Origin of the sequence: Dyella koreensis (assembly GCF_044904565.1) — a bacterium.
In the GTDB taxonomy this organism is placed as follows: domain Bacteria; phylum Pseudomonadota; class Gammaproteobacteria; order Xanthomonadales; family Rhodanobacteraceae; genus Dyella_D; species Dyella_D koreensis.
Window position 1 is genome coordinate 707,371 of the sequence record NZ_JADIKD010000011.1, and the last position, 14,951, is coordinate 722,321.

At 57.1% G+C, this 14,951-nt stretch carries 13 protein-coding genes; 1 reads left to right on the top strand and 12 read right to left on the bottom strand.

Features of this window, described 5'->3' with window-relative positions; genetic code table 11:
- Window positions 1-2 precede the first annotated feature (2 nt).
- From ISS97_RS15190 to ISS97_RS15245, 12 genes are all read right to left on the bottom strand, one after another.
- Complete coding sequence (locus tag ISS97_RS15190; protein ID WP_379985578.1) at window positions 3-1,688, bottom strand: DUF6531 domain-containing protein; 1,686 nt, start codon at window positions 1,686-1,688, stop codon at window positions 3-5.
- An 11-nt stretch (window positions 1,689-1,699) separates the two neighbouring features.
- Window positions 1,700-1,903 (bottom strand): hypothetical protein, encoded by a 204-nt coding sequence (locus tag ISS97_RS15195; RefSeq protein ID WP_379985577.1) that lies wholly within the window; start codon window positions 1,901-1,903, stop codon window positions 1,700-1,702.
- A 437-nt stretch (window positions 1,904-2,340) separates the two neighbouring features.
- Window positions 2,341-4,209: an XVIPCD domain-containing protein gene (locus tag ISS97_RS15200; protein WP_379985576.1), complete on the bottom strand. Its 1,869-nt coding sequence runs from the start codon at window positions 4,207-4,209 to the stop codon at window positions 2,341-2,343.
- A 26-nt stretch (window positions 4,210-4,235) separates the two neighbouring features.
- Window positions 4,236-5,012, bottom strand: coding sequence for a lysozyme inhibitor LprI family protein (locus ISS97_RS15205; protein ID WP_379985575.1), 777 nt, complete (start codon window positions 5,010-5,012; stop codon window positions 4,236-4,238).
- Window positions 5,013-5,102: 90 nt separating this feature from the next.
- A complete protein-coding gene (locus ISS97_RS15210; protein ID WP_379985574.1) occupies window positions 5,103-5,546 on the bottom strand; it encodes a lysozyme inhibitor LprI family protein in 444 nt (147 codons plus the stop codon).
- 178 nt (window positions 5,547-5,724) lie between these two features.
- Window positions 5,725-5,967, bottom strand: coding sequence for an XAC0095 family protein (locus ISS97_RS15215; protein ID WP_379985573.1), 243 nt, complete (start codon window positions 5,965-5,967; stop codon window positions 5,725-5,727).
- 585 nt (window positions 5,968-6,552) lie between these two features.
- Complete coding sequence (locus ISS97_RS15220; RefSeq protein ID WP_379985572.1) at window positions 6,553-6,885, bottom strand: hypothetical protein; 333 nt, start codon at window positions 6,883-6,885, stop codon at window positions 6,553-6,555.
- A gap of 135 nt (window positions 6,886-7,020) precedes the next feature.
- Entirely contained in the window at window positions 7,021-8,652 is a 1,632-nt protein-coding gene (locus ISS97_RS15225) for a hypothetical protein (RefSeq protein WP_379985571.1), read from the bottom strand.
- 324 nt (window positions 8,653-8,976) lie between these two features.
- Window positions 8,977-9,804 (bottom strand): CPBP family glutamic-type intramembrane protease, encoded by an 828-nt coding sequence (locus ISS97_RS15230; protein ID WP_379985570.1) that lies wholly within the window; start codon window positions 9,802-9,804, stop codon window positions 8,977-8,979.
- 191 nt (window positions 9,805-9,995) lie between these two features.
- The gene (locus ISS97_RS15235) at window positions 9,996-10,511 is read right to left on the bottom strand and encodes a hypothetical protein (RefSeq protein WP_379985569.1); all 516 of its coding nucleotides are present in this window, start codon (window positions 10,509-10,511) and stop codon (window positions 9,996-9,998) included.
- Window positions 10,512-10,704: 193 nt separating this feature from the next.
- Complete coding sequence (locus ISS97_RS15240) at window positions 10,705-12,228, bottom strand: alpha/beta hydrolase (RefSeq protein ID WP_379985568.1); 1,524 nt, start codon at window positions 12,226-12,228, stop codon at window positions 10,705-10,707.
- A gap of 45 nt (window positions 12,229-12,273) precedes the next feature.
- A complete protein-coding gene (locus ISS97_RS15245) occupies window positions 12,274-12,756 on the bottom strand; it encodes a hypothetical protein (RefSeq protein WP_379985567.1) in 483 nt (160 codons plus the stop codon).
- A gap of 334 nt (window positions 12,757-13,090) precedes the next feature.
- On the opposite strand from ISS97_RS15245, the gene ISS97_RS15250 reads away from it, so the two are divergent.
- A complete protein-coding gene (locus ISS97_RS15250) occupies window positions 13,091-14,665 on the top strand; it encodes an anti-phage dCTP deaminase (protein WP_379985566.1) in 1,575 nt (524 codons plus the stop codon).
- The last annotated feature ends 286 nt before the right edge of the window (window positions 14,666-14,951 follow it).

Consider the following 14,951-nt stretch of genomic DNA (forward strand, 5'->3'; position numbering starts at 1 on the left):
GATCATTCCTTGATAGCGTGGACGCTGGTTGAAAGCTGGCGTCCCAGGTCGTCGTAGGTATACGTCGTCACACGGTCTGGCATAGTGACCGTCAGCGGAAGAAAGCGCGTGGCGTCCCAGGTCGTCGTCGTCGTGCGCTCCTGAGGTGTTCCCTTTGCTTCCACACGCTTGGTCTCACGGCCCATCGTGTCGTACTCGTAGGCAGTCACCGTACCCAAGGCGTCGGTTTTGGTTTCAACCTGTCCTCGCGCTGTATACGTGTACGTGCTGTTGCTAGCCGGACACCCGGCTGCGGGCTCGCCTTCAATGGCGGTGACGCGCTTTATGCCCTGAATAACCTGATATCGGTACGTGACGTTGTGACCTAGAGCGTTGGTCACCACCACCGAGCCATCGTCCTGATAGGCCAAGGAAACCTTTTCCGCCCCATTGGCATGCTCGCTCGATATGGCCCTACCTTGGCTGTCGTAGTGCCAGGTGGCGAAGCGAACACCGCGCTCATCGATGATGCCAGTCAGAAGATCGAGATTGTTCGCGTCTTCGTAGACATAGCTTCGAGTGGTGGTGTGGTCACCCCATGACTTCACGGCCTTGGTGATGAGGTACGTTGCACCGGCGGTCGTATAGGTGATGGTCATGCCACCCGTCGTCAGGCTTTCGAGCGGGCCCCGGTACCAACTCGTGACGTACTGAAGCGTCCGTCCACCCGAATCAGTGACGGTGAATTTCATTTTACTGGGCGCCTGAAACGTGTAGGTGATGGTTTGCGCGCGCCCGTCGGCGAGCTGTTTGCGCACGAGAAAACCCATCGCATCGAACGTATAGATCGTGTTATCTGCGGCGGTGTAGATCCACTGTTGGTTGCCCTGCCGAAGACTTCCTTGCTCTGTTGGTTCGCCGACTGGCACGCCGTTGGTCAAAGTGAAAATGGAAGAGCGACCATCGTCAGACGTGAGAAGCAGCGTATTGCCGTTGATAGCCAGCGTCATGCCATAGCTGTGCGTCCAAGCACGGCTGTAGCCGTTGTAATAGCGCTCGAATGCTAGCTCGCCATTGGCATCGCGAAAATCTTTCTCGACCTGGAACTTATTTCCCGATGCAATGCTGACAGGATTGCCAGCGCAGGTAATGACGCCTCCGAGCGGCAAGTCCGAAGGATCGCCGACCTCCTTGCGGTCCTGATCCTCATTGGGGTTCTCGCACTTCCCAGTAAATTCATTTTTGATCTGACCGTCAGGACAGGGAGTATCCTTCTGTACACCCTTAATGAGATGGCTAAACTGCAAATCCTCAACGTGACCATTCGCCGTATAAATGAGCTGATATGAGGTGGTGCAGGCGTAGTACATCAGTTTCGGCGGATTTGAGTTCGCCGCATTGAAGATCGGCGATTGGTAAGGAAGGATGTTTACCGTGTAAGCGCTGCTTCCTGGCGTGTTCTGATGAATTAACGCGACGTCGTCCGAATAAGCGGCCTGACATGCGTCGTCTGCATGCGCGTATACCGTTCCATCGCCACCAGCGATGGTGTACGTGTACGGATCAGGGTCGTCTTGCGCATGGGCCAAAGAAGCCCCTAGCACGAGAAAAATGCACGCAATCAACGCTGTCATTCGCTCCATCAACGTGCGACTGAGCGAGGGCGCGCAGTCATCAAGCGACAGACTTTGTTTCGCTTTCCTTGCCATGAAGTTCTCCATTAAATACGGGAAATACGGGTAAATCGATGCCACGAGATGAACGTGTCATGGAAGGCATCGAAAGATGAGCGGGCGGTATAGAGGGAAAGCCGTTCGCGGGATGTCCACCCCGCCATGCGGAAGGGGAAGTAGCGAAAGAGGCTTTGTGTGGGGAGGCGTACCTGCCCAGCAGGCAGGTAGCTGCACCATTCCTTGGTGATCATCCTTGCTTCCTTAAGCTGGCGAGTCTCATTCCTGAGTGCGCGTGGCGATCCTTCACCACGTACTTCCATCCATTTTGCACGCTTTCGTTACAGCTATGGTGCTCTTACATACAGCGATTGCAGGGCGGCACTAAGTGAACAGCATGTCAAAGGATGGCGTAAATGGGAAGTGAGAACGCGCGCGCGATTTATGCCCGGGGCAATGCGCATTGACTTCAGAGTGCCATCTTCGGCGGCTGCGCCCTTGTAGACACCGTGGTCAGCCGTGACAGTGAAGGCCATCATCGGCCGTCTGTTTCGGTCTACTGATCACAATGAAAAGCGGGTGCAGGTTCACTACCGATACTTTCCGACCAGAAAAGCCCCCCCCCCTTTGTCGGCAGATTTCCTGTAGAGGGGCTCCCAGCCACGGCAGCCCCATTGCTCTCATCAGCTCATTAGCGAGTGATCTGTGCCCCCTGGGCCGCCTGTTGCTGCATCGCCTGATCCTGCTGCTGGACCTGCTGCTGTTTCTGAGCCTGTTCCTGATGCTGAAACTGCTGCATGGCCTGCGGCCACTGCGCGCCGCTTTGCTCCATCGAGGTGTTCAAAGCCTGCATAGTGTTCACTTTGCAGTGTTGATCGAAGAAATGATCGCGCACACCCGGCGGGCGCTGCGCACCCCATAACGCACTAGCGTCTTCGCTCAGGGCGATCTGATCGATCCGCTGCAAGCCGCTGGCACGACCTGAAACAGTCAAGGCCGAGGCTAGTTGATCGCTGCGCTGATCCGGTGTGCGGCCATTCTGCTGATCGAGTTGGTGAACCAGCTCGCGCGTCTTGAGATAGAAGGCGTTGTCGGGATGCGCCGAATCGTCCAGACGCACCGGACACTGCCATTGGTTAGCGCTGCTTTTTGCCTGAGCGAGAGCCTGCGTTTGCTCTTCGATAGCCTTGAGCGTTGCGGGGCCGGCGATGCCATCGGATTTCAGGCCGTGATCGCGCTGGAAGGCTTCGACGGCGACTTTGGTGGACGAGCCAAAGTCGTTATCCGCGACGAGTGGATTTCCACGAGCGTCGCTATAGCCGAGCCCACCGAGCTTGGTTTGCAATGCGCCAACCTCCGAACCTCGATCGTGTTCGCGCAAGGTGCCGGGGTGCTGAACATGATCGCCGGCAGCAACCGAATGTGCGGATGTAGAGCGAGCAGCCGCTGGATGGGTTACGTGCAAAAGGCGCTCTTCAACACCATCTCGCTTTACGTTGAGATCCAGCGTGTGGTCTCGATTGGAGGCAATCGAGATGTCCTGACTGTTGATCTGGCCCCACTGCCCATTGACCAATGCATGGCCATTGCCCGCGCGATCCCATACCACCAGGTCTTGCCCTTCTGCGTAGAAGCCACGTCCGTTCGCGGTCTTCGCATATGAACCTCCCTGACTCAGCGCTTGGATCATTGGTCGCGCGTGCGCGGGATCAACGAAAGCATCTTTCATAACGGCATACTCATGCGGAAGTTGCGCATGTGCCGAGTCGTTTCCGAGCTGCGTAGGGTTCACCAAGGGATCCGCTTTGACGCTTTCCCAGGCCTGATGCAGCGGATGATCCGGCGCAGTGTTCTGCAGATCGCGAAATAATTGTGTTCCGCGCAGAGCGTCATTCCGCCCCGACTGCATATAGTCGGGGTAGTGATCGATGGCACCACTGACATCAGTCACGCTGTGATACGAGCCGTTCTTGATACGTGTCAGAACACCGCCACCAATGACCTCGTTCTGATTGAACGCTTTTGCCGTGATGGCGATCATCTTCTCCTGATCTTCAATCGATGCCTGCTGAAAAAGCGTCGTTTCGCGCAACGGAGCTACCACGCGACTCATAAGCCTGTTGGTCTGAGCCATATCGTGTTGGTGCACGAACGACACACCGGCATCGCTTTCCAGAAATCGATCTAGATGCGCCTTTACAGTTGCATCCATCGGGCGCCCGTTCTGATCCTTAATGTCATTTCCATCGCGGGATAGATCAGCAACGGCCTGGTTCCGCTGCGCGCCAGTAAGCACCCAGTCGGGGTGTTTGGCACGCGCCCAGTCCTGGAATGCGTCAGCAAGCGGACCAGCCGCTTCTTTATGCTGCCCGAGGTCTGTTTGCAAGGTACCGATGGTGTATCCGCTGTTTCCCTTCGGGTGCATCTTCATGGCGCCGTGTTCATCGGGGCGCACGTTGCCGGCGAAAGCCAGTTGATATGAACGATCGGACCCTTCCGAGGTAACCCCGATCGCGAAATAGATGAGCGCTCTAGCTTCGTTGTCTGTGATGCTGGCCATAACTTCGTCCTTGACTATGTGTCTCTTCAGTTATCTTCGGAACACTGCGTATCCAGCGGTGCTTTCGCACCGTGATCCACACGATGCAACACAAGGTACTTTTCAAAGGTACGCGAGGCACCCGTACCAACCGGCCGATACCACGTAAGCGCCCCTCGTTCTGAAACGAAATAGGCGCCCTCTTGTTCGGGGAACGATGGACATAGCGGCAATCCCTTTTGACCCCCACCAGCGGTGCAGAAGCGAACATAGAGCTTGCCCTCTCGCACCTGCCCGCTGAAATCACCGAAATCACCACCTACCCTGGTGCCGTCAGACCAGGTTCCGGAGAAATTCGGCCCGCCATCTTTGATAGCGAACTCGACGTAGTGCCCAGAGTTGCAGTCGCTTCGATAGCCGAAAGATCCATCAAAATCCACTACTGACGCACCCGATACCCGTCGCTCCAACTCGTCCGCTCGCTCAGACGTCTTCGCGACAGCACATGCGTTCTTTACGGCGCCCCCTGGCACGGCGCCTTTACCGCATACCTTGTCGCGCGCAGCAATCCATTGCCTCTCCTCATCACGAAGCGCCTTTCGCTGCGCGACATCCAGCGATCCAACGAGCTTCCGGTAAGCAGCATTGAGCCGGGCATCCTGCAGATCGTAGTCATGAGCTATAGCGTTCCCTGTCTCCTGCTGTGGAGCCGAAGCGGCGGACGCCCCATATGGCACCGCTACGATCAGCGCGAACACAAGACCGAGAAGGACAGGCGCGCGAAGCGCGCATCGCCTTGTCGTATTCAATGGCTTCCCAAGCATGTGAGCTCCTAACAACACGATGAATTTGCCTTTCGAAATTGGAATAAGCCTACCCTAGCCGGGGCCTTCTTCCGCGAAGCAACGAAGTGATTACTGATCGTTCGTAATGGTCAGATACTTGTCTAAGGTGTTGGCGCGCTCGCAGAGACGAAAAACTTCGTTCTCCGTCACTTGCAAGTCGTCCACGACCTCATTGCTGTAAAGCGCGCTTTCGAAACTACTGCTCTTGCTGTGAAACTCCAGCCATGTCCGCTCGGCGCTTACCAGTCGCTCTTTTGCCTTTGCGTTGAGCTTCCCGAGCAATGCCTTGTACGCGGCATTGAGCCGCGCATCCTGGGTTTGCCTCTCTGTAGTCAGGCATGAACCGATGGCGATGGTGTCGGATCCGGCCTTATCGATACATACATAGAATGCGGCGGTGATGCCCTTGGGGGCATCGCGCTTGATGATCTGGCTGGTGCTGTCGGCTGCGATGGCGCCGGTTGCACAGATAAGAAGAGCGGCGGAGATAGCGAGCGTCTTGACCGTTTTCATGATGTGGCTCCTGATCGTACGTTCCTTGCGGTGACCGTGAGAGCCAGCCAGGCCGACTCGGCACGCCCATCCTGGTCAAGGGCAGACATTCCTTTGCCGAGAGCGCTCAGCAAGTGTGAAACATATTGAATCGCCGCTCACTGCTCAAGTGAACTGACTCGCACTCCCGGTGCACCGATCAACCAGGCTCGCGCCATTGGCAGCTATCCAGAACCGCGGCGAGTTCTTCCGCGTACTTGGCAAAGCACGCAAACACAGGCCTGGCATCCACCTTCAGCGGCTTCGCCTTGGGATCGGCACTGTCGACAAGGTCAGCGAGTTGCCATAGCGCGTCACGAATGTCGCTGAGCTGGCGATACGCGTGTTCGGGAAGGTCGTAGTGCAACGCGACGGGCTGTGGCTTGCGTGCGATACCGGCCATGGTGGTGTCTCCTTGGCGTGAACTCGTTCGTTTCGCCCAGGTGCGGCACACCATGCGTAAGGCACGACGTGCCGCGGGACGATCGCAGGACTCAAGGGCTCACCGACGGCTCATGCCTGAGCGCCGGTGCGGTGTGATTGAAGAAGTAGATCGCAGCGACCGCCCTTGCCATCGAGGCACGCGGCAACGCGCCGGGTGCAACGGCTTAAGTGGATTCGCATGGAAACGGCAGCGCCGCGGTTCCTCAATCGTGTTCGCTGATAGCGCGAACCGCCCGGGTTATCGGTGAGGGTGTCGCCGAGGGGTTCGGCGGGCGAGCGAGTACCGTATGATCTGGCTTAGCCATATCAACTCTCCTTTAGTTGGTTTGGTTAGCGGGTCAGGGGTGCTCGTAACACCTCTGGCTCGCGCTTCTACACTGCATGGCTGCAATGGTTGCTTGCGTCGACGTACGACAGACTCCGCGAGCAACGGGATGAAGCTAGCAAAAGATCAGATGGCCGTCTGTAGGGATTGGACTGCAGCACACACGCGAAATGTGTAGTCCAGACCTTAGTTGCCAAGAGCCTTCACTCCAGCCCGTCGCTACGGCATGTAATAGAAGAGAAGGACGCAAGCTACCGCAGATAGGTAGCTCACAACGCCGATCAGCAACGCACTTCCCATGGTGACTATCACCAAGCGCAGCTTGCGCACCTGCTTCCAGCCACCTGCGCTACGAATCGTATCCAGGGCGATCCAAAAGGCAGCGAGGATCGTCACGAATATCGGGATCATGAGCTTGACCGCATCGGGGATGGGCATGCCCGGTTGCATGGCGACGGCGGTTAGAAAAACGGAACCAGTTACTCCGAGAACCAGGCGTGCAGTTGCACCCCAACCGCGTTCCGTAAGCTGTGACATTGCAGGGGCATCCATGCAGCGAATCCTTGTCCAAGATAGAGCAGCTAAAACAACTCTGCGCTCGCCCCTTTTTGCTCAGCGGCGTTCGCTTTGACGCTGGCAGCACACTTAGCCAGCGCCAAAGCGAGAGATCACTAACGCAGCTCAGCGCTACTGCACGTTGGGCCGACTATAGGAAACCCCCAAGTTCGCATTCGTGCTGTCGTCCTGGGATTCCAGCGCCCATTCCACCCGGGTAACGATGACTGGGTCAGGTAGCTGGGTGAGCTGCGCAGACCCGAACCACGGATAGATCGGGCCCCTGCCATCGTTGTAGTCGACCGGTGCCTGGGCGGCGGCGCAGGACACCAGCTTGTAGATGTCGAAGCTGTAGAAACCGCCGGACCCGGGGTTCGTCAACGACATCGTGGGCAGGCTGAGCCCGCAACGGCTGTTCGCTACCGTCGTGCCGATGAACAACGACAACGCTCCTGGGTAGTACGAAGAGTCTTTGATCGGCCAGTTCCACGATATGCCGGGATAGAAAGTCGCCGGCTCGGGTGGAATGTTTAGACAGTCGAGGTCGACAAAGAGGAAGCGGTCGATATTGTCCTGGAACCCGCCGAGGGTCAGCACGAGCCTGGCGCAACCGATGGCGGCGGCATTGTTGTTCGCGGCCGGGTTCGCGTAGAACGACAGCTTCGGACGATAGGTTCCCGCTTTGTCCATCAAGGCGATTGGCTTGCCATTGCCATGCCGAGCATTGGCACCAAACGACTGGTAGGGAATGCAGCCGTTGGCGACGCTTCCCCGTGTGCCGTAAGAGAAGCCGATGTTGTTGTAGTTGGACCCGAACGGATCGGTTATCGCCTGGATGCCCAGATAGGCGCCTGCCGCGCGGAATGTCGACACCATCGGCAGACTTTGGTCCGGCGGGCCCGATGCACAACTGGGATTCGTTGCTGAGTTATAGGGCTCATCGTTCCACGCGAGCTGCCAGAAATACCCGCCTGCTGCATACCCGGATGAGCTGTACCAGTTTGAACTGGGGTAGCTGATGTTGGGTGATTTGCAGGCACGCTGCGTCTGGTCGGTGGCGCTGGCGAAGAGGCAGACGCCGTAGGTAGGGCTGTTCGTGTTGGTAGCGTAATCGCTGCGCCAGGTTGCCAGGCTAGCCGAGGGATCCCAGAGACCGTAGGCATGGTTGGATGGCGTGGTGATATCCGCGGTGTCGATGAATGCCGTTGCATCCCCTGACGCTACCGTTCCCGCGATCGCGACTGTGACCGTACTCGGGCAACCCGTTGGGCCGCACGGCATGTTGAGCTTGACGGCGTACGTGTTATAGCGATCCGCCGGCGGCGTGATGGAGGTGACGGATGTCGCTCCCGTTCGATTGCCGAGCGTAATGGACTGAGCCACGCCGTTGACGAGAACCTGGATGGACTGCTGCGACCCGTAATTCACCCGCTGCGTTGCATTGAAGGTCAGGATCGCGTTGTTCGAGTAAGGCACCTGCTGTGAGACGAACCCTTGATTCTGTAGGAAGGCAACCTGCTTTCCCAAGGGGACCTCGGGTGCGCCGGAGGTAAACCCGCTGTTGGCGGTGGATATACCGGCGCCCCCGCTTCCATTGGATCCAAACGTCCAAGAGCTCCCTGCAGGTGAGTACTGAAAGCTCCCAGCGGATAGCGCGGGTTGCTCAAAGCTTCCGTTGGCGATCACACCATCGGCCGATGCCATGGCCGACATCAGGAGAAGCGGCAAAGCTATAAGCGCTGAAGAAATTTTTCGCGTCGTCATAGACACTCCTTTGCGAGTAACGCGGCGACATGCAAAAAAAGATGCAGGCCAATCCGCAAAGGATTGACCTGAGCGTAGACACCGTTGAAGGGCGAGACCTCACCCGGCGCCTTAGCTATCACCCACCCCGTGAAGTTTTGGAGAACGGGCACGCCAGTAACCAACGTGTAACGCGGCCGAAGTTATGAACCTGGCTATCGAAGATCGCCCCATCAAGCCCGCGATTGATGGCATACATGCCCACGACAATGCACCCATCCCTATTGATCTCCTCGACTCTGAAGCCGAGACCATTCAGAGGTTCGCATTCGGCGCTTAATGTCTTTACTGAAGAGTTTCGATCACATTCGATGCGGCTCGGCGATAGCAGCGCGCAGTCATCGCCACCAGCAGCGAGACGGCAAGCATGATCAATGCAAGCCCGATAAAGCCACGCTCATCGCGCTGCGGCGAGCGATCCACCACGGTATAGAGGTTGAAGGTGAGGTTGCTTGCCGTGTGAAAGAGCAGCGCAATCAGAATGCTTTTACGCGTGCTTGCGTAGCCCCAGACAATCACGATGCGGAACGCGACGGTAAAGATCAGGAAGGCCCAGAAGGGCATGAATGACTGCGTCAGCCCGGCAATGAAAAATAGCGGGATGTGCCAGCAGCCCCAGATCACGCCCAGCAACGCCGCGGCCGGAAGCAGGCTGTACTTCTGCTCTAGGCGATCGATCGCATAGGACCAGCCGAACTCCTCATTGACGGAACCACCGAGAAGGAAGAGTTCCAGATAGAGCAAGGGAAGATGGCTCAGGGACACAGCGATGGCGAACGGTGGGCCGCCGTGACTGGCTAGCCACGCCATCGCCAAGCCAGCCGCCACAGGCACCAGCAATACGGCGCTAAGGAAGTAGATGAGCCCCATGCGGTAGCGCAGGCTTCGGCCGGCGAATTCGCGCACCGCCGCCCAACCGCCATCGCGGTAGACCGCCAGGAAGGCACCCACAAAAGGACCAAAGGAGCCGGCAAACAAACATATCAACTGTGTGCCTTGCCCAAGCTGCAAGACACCGCGGCTCGCCAGCGCCGGGAAAAGCCAGGCGACCCATGCGATACCGAATGCGAGTGCAAAGTAGAACCACGCCGGCGTGCGAAAAGACGAATGCATGACTGCGCCCTCTTTTGCGTTGCTTACGTTTGCCACCAGGCAGGACGGTGGCTTTCGGGCGCAGGTTGTTCCTGTAGCGATTGACGCTCAACTGCCAGAAGGCACTGCTACAAAGATTCGCAAGAAGCTTCCAAAAGCGGAAATAAAAAACGAGGCCCAGCTCAATCCAACCCCGCCTTCTTTACGCTCGATCAATCTTTTTTCGCACAACCCTTACCAACGACTAGCGCCATGAATTCCCTGAGCGAGCCATTGCGTTGCCTTGCGAGCAAATCATCGAAGTACGGAATGTGCGCACCGGGGTCTTTGGCCAGAATGGCGGAGTAGGCCCGCAGGACACTCTCCATGCCTGCGAGCTGCTGGGAAAACATGTCCGTCTTCCCGGGCGTTTTGATCTGATACGCGGCGTTGCCGAACATCTGCTGCATGAGCAACTCGGGACCGTGTGGCACCCCATCTTCATTGGGGATAGGCCCAAGAATGTCGCAAATGGTGACCGTATAGTCCGGTGCTGCCGTCAGCCACTCCATCAGCCAACCGCGCACAGCCTTGCCATCACTCCTGAGAGGGTCCGCTTCAAGCGCTTCCGTCAGCCTGACGAACTTGTCCGTATCTTTCTCGGCATGCTGAGAAGGTACAGCACCGTTTGAGGCCACAGCGGAACCGGTCACCGCGAGAAATAGAAAACAGACAGAAGCCAAACGCATCAGAGCGCCCTCACCCTGTTAGAGAAACACTTCGGATCACTTTCAACTGTCTTTCCGTCGGCGAGACCGCAGGGTAAGGGATCAGAGTGCAGCTCCGAAAGCGCTAACCCTGAAAGTCCAACTTGACCCGGGTTTCCCTTTATCTATTTTTCCCGCCCCCTCCCTTTATCCATCTGCACGCGTCGGTATGACACTAATCGACCCGCGTTGGCGGTGGAAATCCCGGTACTTTGAACGTCGGCACCGGCAATGTGACTTCCGACGGCAGGTCTTTTAGCTCGCCCGTCCGCAGAAATGCATAGACCGCGCTCTTCGCCACCGGCTCGTCACGCAACTGGTAGAACGTGCCGTCGTGGCCGCCGCGATGCACGACGATGCCGTGGCCATGAGGGAAGTACGCCAGCTGCGTCAGCATGTTTTCGATGGGCGTCGATGTGTCCCAATCGCCATGTACCAGCAACACAGGAATGTCACTTCGCGCAAACGCGCGGAACGCATCCCCCATGTCGGGCGTAGGCCAGTCCTTCGCGGAAGCGATGTAGCTGGCGAAGCCGTAAGTGCCCAGCATGACGACACCCGGATCATTGCGCAGCAGGTATTCGCGCTGTGGCGTCGCGCCCAAGCTGGTATCGATCAGCGGTCCAATCAGCTTGACGGGCTGGGACTTGCGACTGTCGATGGCCTCGCGCGCCCAATCCTCATGGTGGTCGTAATACTGCGACAGGACGAAAGCCGGCCAGCTTTCCGCATCGCTGGCCTTCTCCAGCAACGCCCCCTGGAAATCCAGCTGCCCCAGCACAATGGACTGCTCGCTTCCATCGGCACCACGGACCTTCACCCGTATCGGCGCTTTGGCAAAGCGTTCCTCCAGTGTGCGGATGGCCGCCATCAGGCCTCCTTTCGGGAGATACGGCGCTAGCGCCGCATCCTTGTCGGCGTCGAAGGCGATCCGCTGCATGGAGGCGAAGACCTGTGAGGGCATGTCGTAGCCGAAGTCCAACGGCTCGACCGACGACAACACGGCGCGCGCCACCATCTCCGGATGCAGACGCATCACCGCCAAGCTCCACTGGGAACCGAAACTGCCGCCGAACAGACTGATGCGGTTGTAGCCCAGCGCGCGCCGCAGGTCGTTCACGTCTTCGGCGCAGGCCGCGATGGTGTAGCCGGCGAGGTCTTTGTCCGGATTCGCGGCCACCGCCGCCTTCGCCAAGGCGATCGTGCTCGCGATGTCCGCTTCGGTGGTGCTTGGGCGGTCCAGCGGCTGGGCCGGCGCAATGATCTGCAGCTTTTCGCCGCGCAAGGTATAGCCGCGCTGTTCGATGACGACCAAGTCGCCGACGCTGGCGTATGTCAGCCACGAGGCCAATCGGGAGCGGGCAGCTGGGCTCGGGCTCTCCAGCGCATCCAGGACACTGAGGCCAGGACCACCGGGTAGCCAGAACACGGGTGGTGCGCCGGTGGGCGTCTTTGCCTTCAGGCGCGCGAAGCCCACGCCGATCAGACGGCTGGTGGGTGATTGGCGGTTTTCTGGCACATAAAGCGTGCCCACTTCATACGGAACGGATGTTCCGTCCGCAGCCTTCACTACGCCGGTCTGGACGACGATGTCGCCGGCCTTCGGCGAGGCGGCAAGACCGGAAGGGGAAAAAATCATGCATGCCAGCCATAGCGACAGCGTGGCGGCGATCGACCCAAGCGGATACCTGTGCTGCATACGTCACCCCCGTTGAGATGACGCAGCATCCGGGCGCGGATTTCTTTATGTCAAGGTACTTTCGTCACGCGTGAAAAACGGAGTCAGAAGAGCGGAGGGCAGGCTAACTTCAGGATTGCGGCGGGTCGTGGGCAGACGCAATTCGTAAATCGCTAATAATCCGTCTTCGGGAATATCGCACTCAAAACCGTGGGTCAGGCGAATACGTAATGCTCTCAGGCATCCACTCTCTTCATCGCTCGCCACGTCGGAAGTGAACCTGACCCCGTTCTTCGTTGCCCAAGCTGCAAGACACCGCGGCTCGCCAGCACCGGGAAAAGCCAGGCGACCCATGCGATACCGAATGCGAGTGCAAAGTAAAACCACGCCGACGTGCGAAAAGACGAATGCATGACTGCGCCCTCTTTTGCGTTGCTTACGTTTGCCACCAGGCAGAACGGTGGCTTTCGAGCGCAGGTTGTTCCTGTCGCGATTGACGCTCAACTGCCAGAAGGCACGGCTTAGGGGATTCGCAAGAAGCTTCCACAAAACGAGAAAAGCTCAACCTGAGTTGGCTTTTTTTCTCTTCGCAGGTATTTAGCGCCCCATTAGCTTTAGTTTCGTTAAAGACGAGATACCGAAGCGACGCTCTCACTTGCCTCCAGTGGCGAACCGAGTCAACGTGCAGAACCGGCAGAGCCATCTCTGAAAGCCCAACCCAATCCGCCCCTTATCTCAGAAGGAACGACAAGACCCCATCTCGAATATGCCACCAATTGACATGTTGAGGCCATTTTAATAAAAATTGAACAGGCCATTACATTTTTAGAGGCAAGCCCGATGCTGGCTTGGCGTCTAAATATCAGACCAGGGGGGATATGGAATGTCGACAACACCTAATGTTTTGCCGCTTCCCAAGAAAGCCGATACCAGCGAGGGCTTCGATGCACGGAGGCGAATTGCCGACACGCATACGCCTGAACTAGTAATAGCGCTCTGCGGTCCCTTGGGAACCCCGCTACATCGCGCCGCAGCAATCTTGCGTGACTTACTAAATCGGAGCCATGGGTATCCCAAGGTAGACACCATTCGGCTTAGCGAATTTATTAGAAAGCACAAGAATCTTGACGACAAAGCCGGCATCAAGGAATTGATCGAGGCTGGCAACGAACTGCGTAAGAAACACGGCAACTCCGTACTCGCCCAACTTGCGATTAAGCGCATCAACGAGGCTAGAGATTCTTCGGAGAAGAAGGGGCCTCAGGAGAAGCAAGCTGAAATGTTTGAAGGTCGCGGTGACGCGATCGAACCCTCGCCCGTTGTTCGCCATTGCCACATCATTGATTCCATCAAAAACGATGAGGAACTCGGACTTCTTCGCTCAGTGTATGGAGACCTGCTCCATTTAATCAGCGTATACACGCCGATCACCCTTAGGGTAAATGAGCTGAAACGAAGGTATCCAAGTACCGGGGACGTATATCAACTAATTGACAGAGATTCGGGCGAAGAAACCACTAGCGGCCAAACCGTTCGCGCGGTCTTTCCTAGAGCAGATTTTTTTCTTCGCCTCGATGACGGCACTGACGATCAAATACGAACTAACCTCGAAAGATATCTGAATCTTGTCATGGGTAGCGGAGTGGTAACACCTACTCATGCAGAGCGAGCCATGTATGCCGCGCATTCGGCTGCAAGAAATTCGGCCTGCTTATCACGGCAAGTTGGCGCAGCAATCGCTGATGTAGATGGAGGATTGCTTTCCGTGGGTTGGAACGACGTACCTCGCGCGCATGGCGGACTCTACGAGTCGACAAGTTCGACTGAACCACCGCAGGCCGATCACCGATGCTGGAACAAGGACGGCGGCAAATGCTTCAATGATGAGGAGAAGACCGAAATCTCGAGCAAGCTGGCCTCCGTACTTCAAGCCGAAGGAATCATAGAAAAAGAAGCGCTTGACGACGTAGCAAGCAGACTCAGGAAGTCTAAAGAGCTGAGCGGCCTAATAGAATTCTCTCGCGCGGTACATGCGGAGCTACATGCACTTCTTAACGCCGGACGTAGCAACGGAAATCGAATTCAAGGATCGCGTTTGTTCGTTACCACGTACCCGTGCCACTCATGCGCTCGTCACATCATCGCCGCTGGAGTAAGCGAAGTTCGCTACATTGAGCCCTATCGCAAAAGCTTGGCTATAAAGCTTCACTCGGATGCCATTTCTGAGGATGAGAGCGACACAGGAAAGGTCCGCATCCTACCCTTTGATGGAGTGTCCCCTACTCGCTACCTCAAACTCTTTGAAGAACACAGTGCTGGCAGAAAGGATCCTCGGACCGGCCGCATGATCCAACGACGTGATTCCCTACCTGTGACCACGGACACGCTGGAAGCAATCGCGACCCTTGAGGCATTGGCACTAAAGCAATTAGTATCCTCAGGCCTGATGGCTACGTGACAGGACTGGAGCGCGACATGACGACAGAAAAGCGCAACCTCACGGATCAATTGTCGTTCGCGTTCAACCTGGAACGCGCACCAATTGAGTCACCATCCCTCGAACTCGTTAAGCCCCCTCGCCTGTCACTCGCCTTCTCCCAAGAGCTTAGCGAAGAACAGCGACTTGATCGTGACAAGTTGCGAGCGCTTAGGGCTACTCTTAACAAGGTTCGATTGTTCTAATTAAAAGGACTAACGCCGCCCCCCCCCAATGCGGCGTTGGCTGACTATTCCAGGACATCAGA

Excerpts from the sequence above, each read along its gene's own strand:
- ISS97_RS15230 (WP_379985570.1), bottom strand. The coding sequence starts at position 9,804 with ATGCATTCGTCTTTTCGCACGCCGGCGTGGTTCTACTTTGCACTCGCA.
- ISS97_RS15250 (WP_379985566.1), top strand. The coding sequence starts at position 13,091 with ATGTCGACAACACCTAATGTTTTGCCGCTTCCCAAGAAAGCCGATACC.
- ISS97_RS15195 (WP_379985577.1), bottom strand. The coding sequence starts at position 1,903 with ATGATCACCAAGGAATGGTGCAGCTACCTGCCTGCTGGGCAGGTACGC.
- ISS97_RS15225 (WP_379985571.1), bottom strand. The coding sequence starts at position 8,652 with ATGACGACGCGAAAAATTTCTTCAGCGCTTATAGCTTTGCCGCTTCTC.
- ISS97_RS15220 (WP_379985572.1), bottom strand. The coding sequence starts at position 6,885 with ATGGATGCCCCTGCAATGTCACAGCTTACGGAACGCGGTTGGGGTGCA.
- ISS97_RS15190 (WP_379985578.1), bottom strand. The coding sequence starts at position 1,688 with ATGGCAAGGAAAGCGAAACAAAGTCTGTCGCTTGATGACTGCGCGCCC.
- ISS97_RS15235 (WP_379985569.1), bottom strand. The coding sequence starts at position 10,511 with ATGCGTTTGGCTTCTGTCTGTTTTCTATTTCTCGCGGTGACCGGTTCC.
- ISS97_RS15210 (WP_379985574.1), bottom strand. The coding sequence starts at position 5,546 with ATGAAAACGGTCAAGACGCTCGCTATCTCCGCCGCTCTTCTTATCTGT.
- ISS97_RS15205 (WP_379985575.1), bottom strand. The coding sequence starts at position 5,012 with ATGCTTGGGAAGCCATTGAATACGACAAGGCGATGCGCGCTTCGCGCG.
- ISS97_RS15215 (WP_379985573.1), bottom strand. The coding sequence starts at position 5,967 with ATGGCCGGTATCGCACGCAAGCCACAGCCCGTCGCGTTGCACTACGAC.
- ISS97_RS15200 (WP_379985576.1), bottom strand. The coding sequence starts at position 4,209 with ATGGCCAGCATCACAGACAACGAAGCTAGAGCGCTCATCTATTTCGCG.
- ISS97_RS15240 (WP_379985568.1), bottom strand. The coding sequence starts at position 12,228 with ATGCAGCACAGGTATCCGCTTGGGTCGATCGCCGCCACGCTGTCGCTA.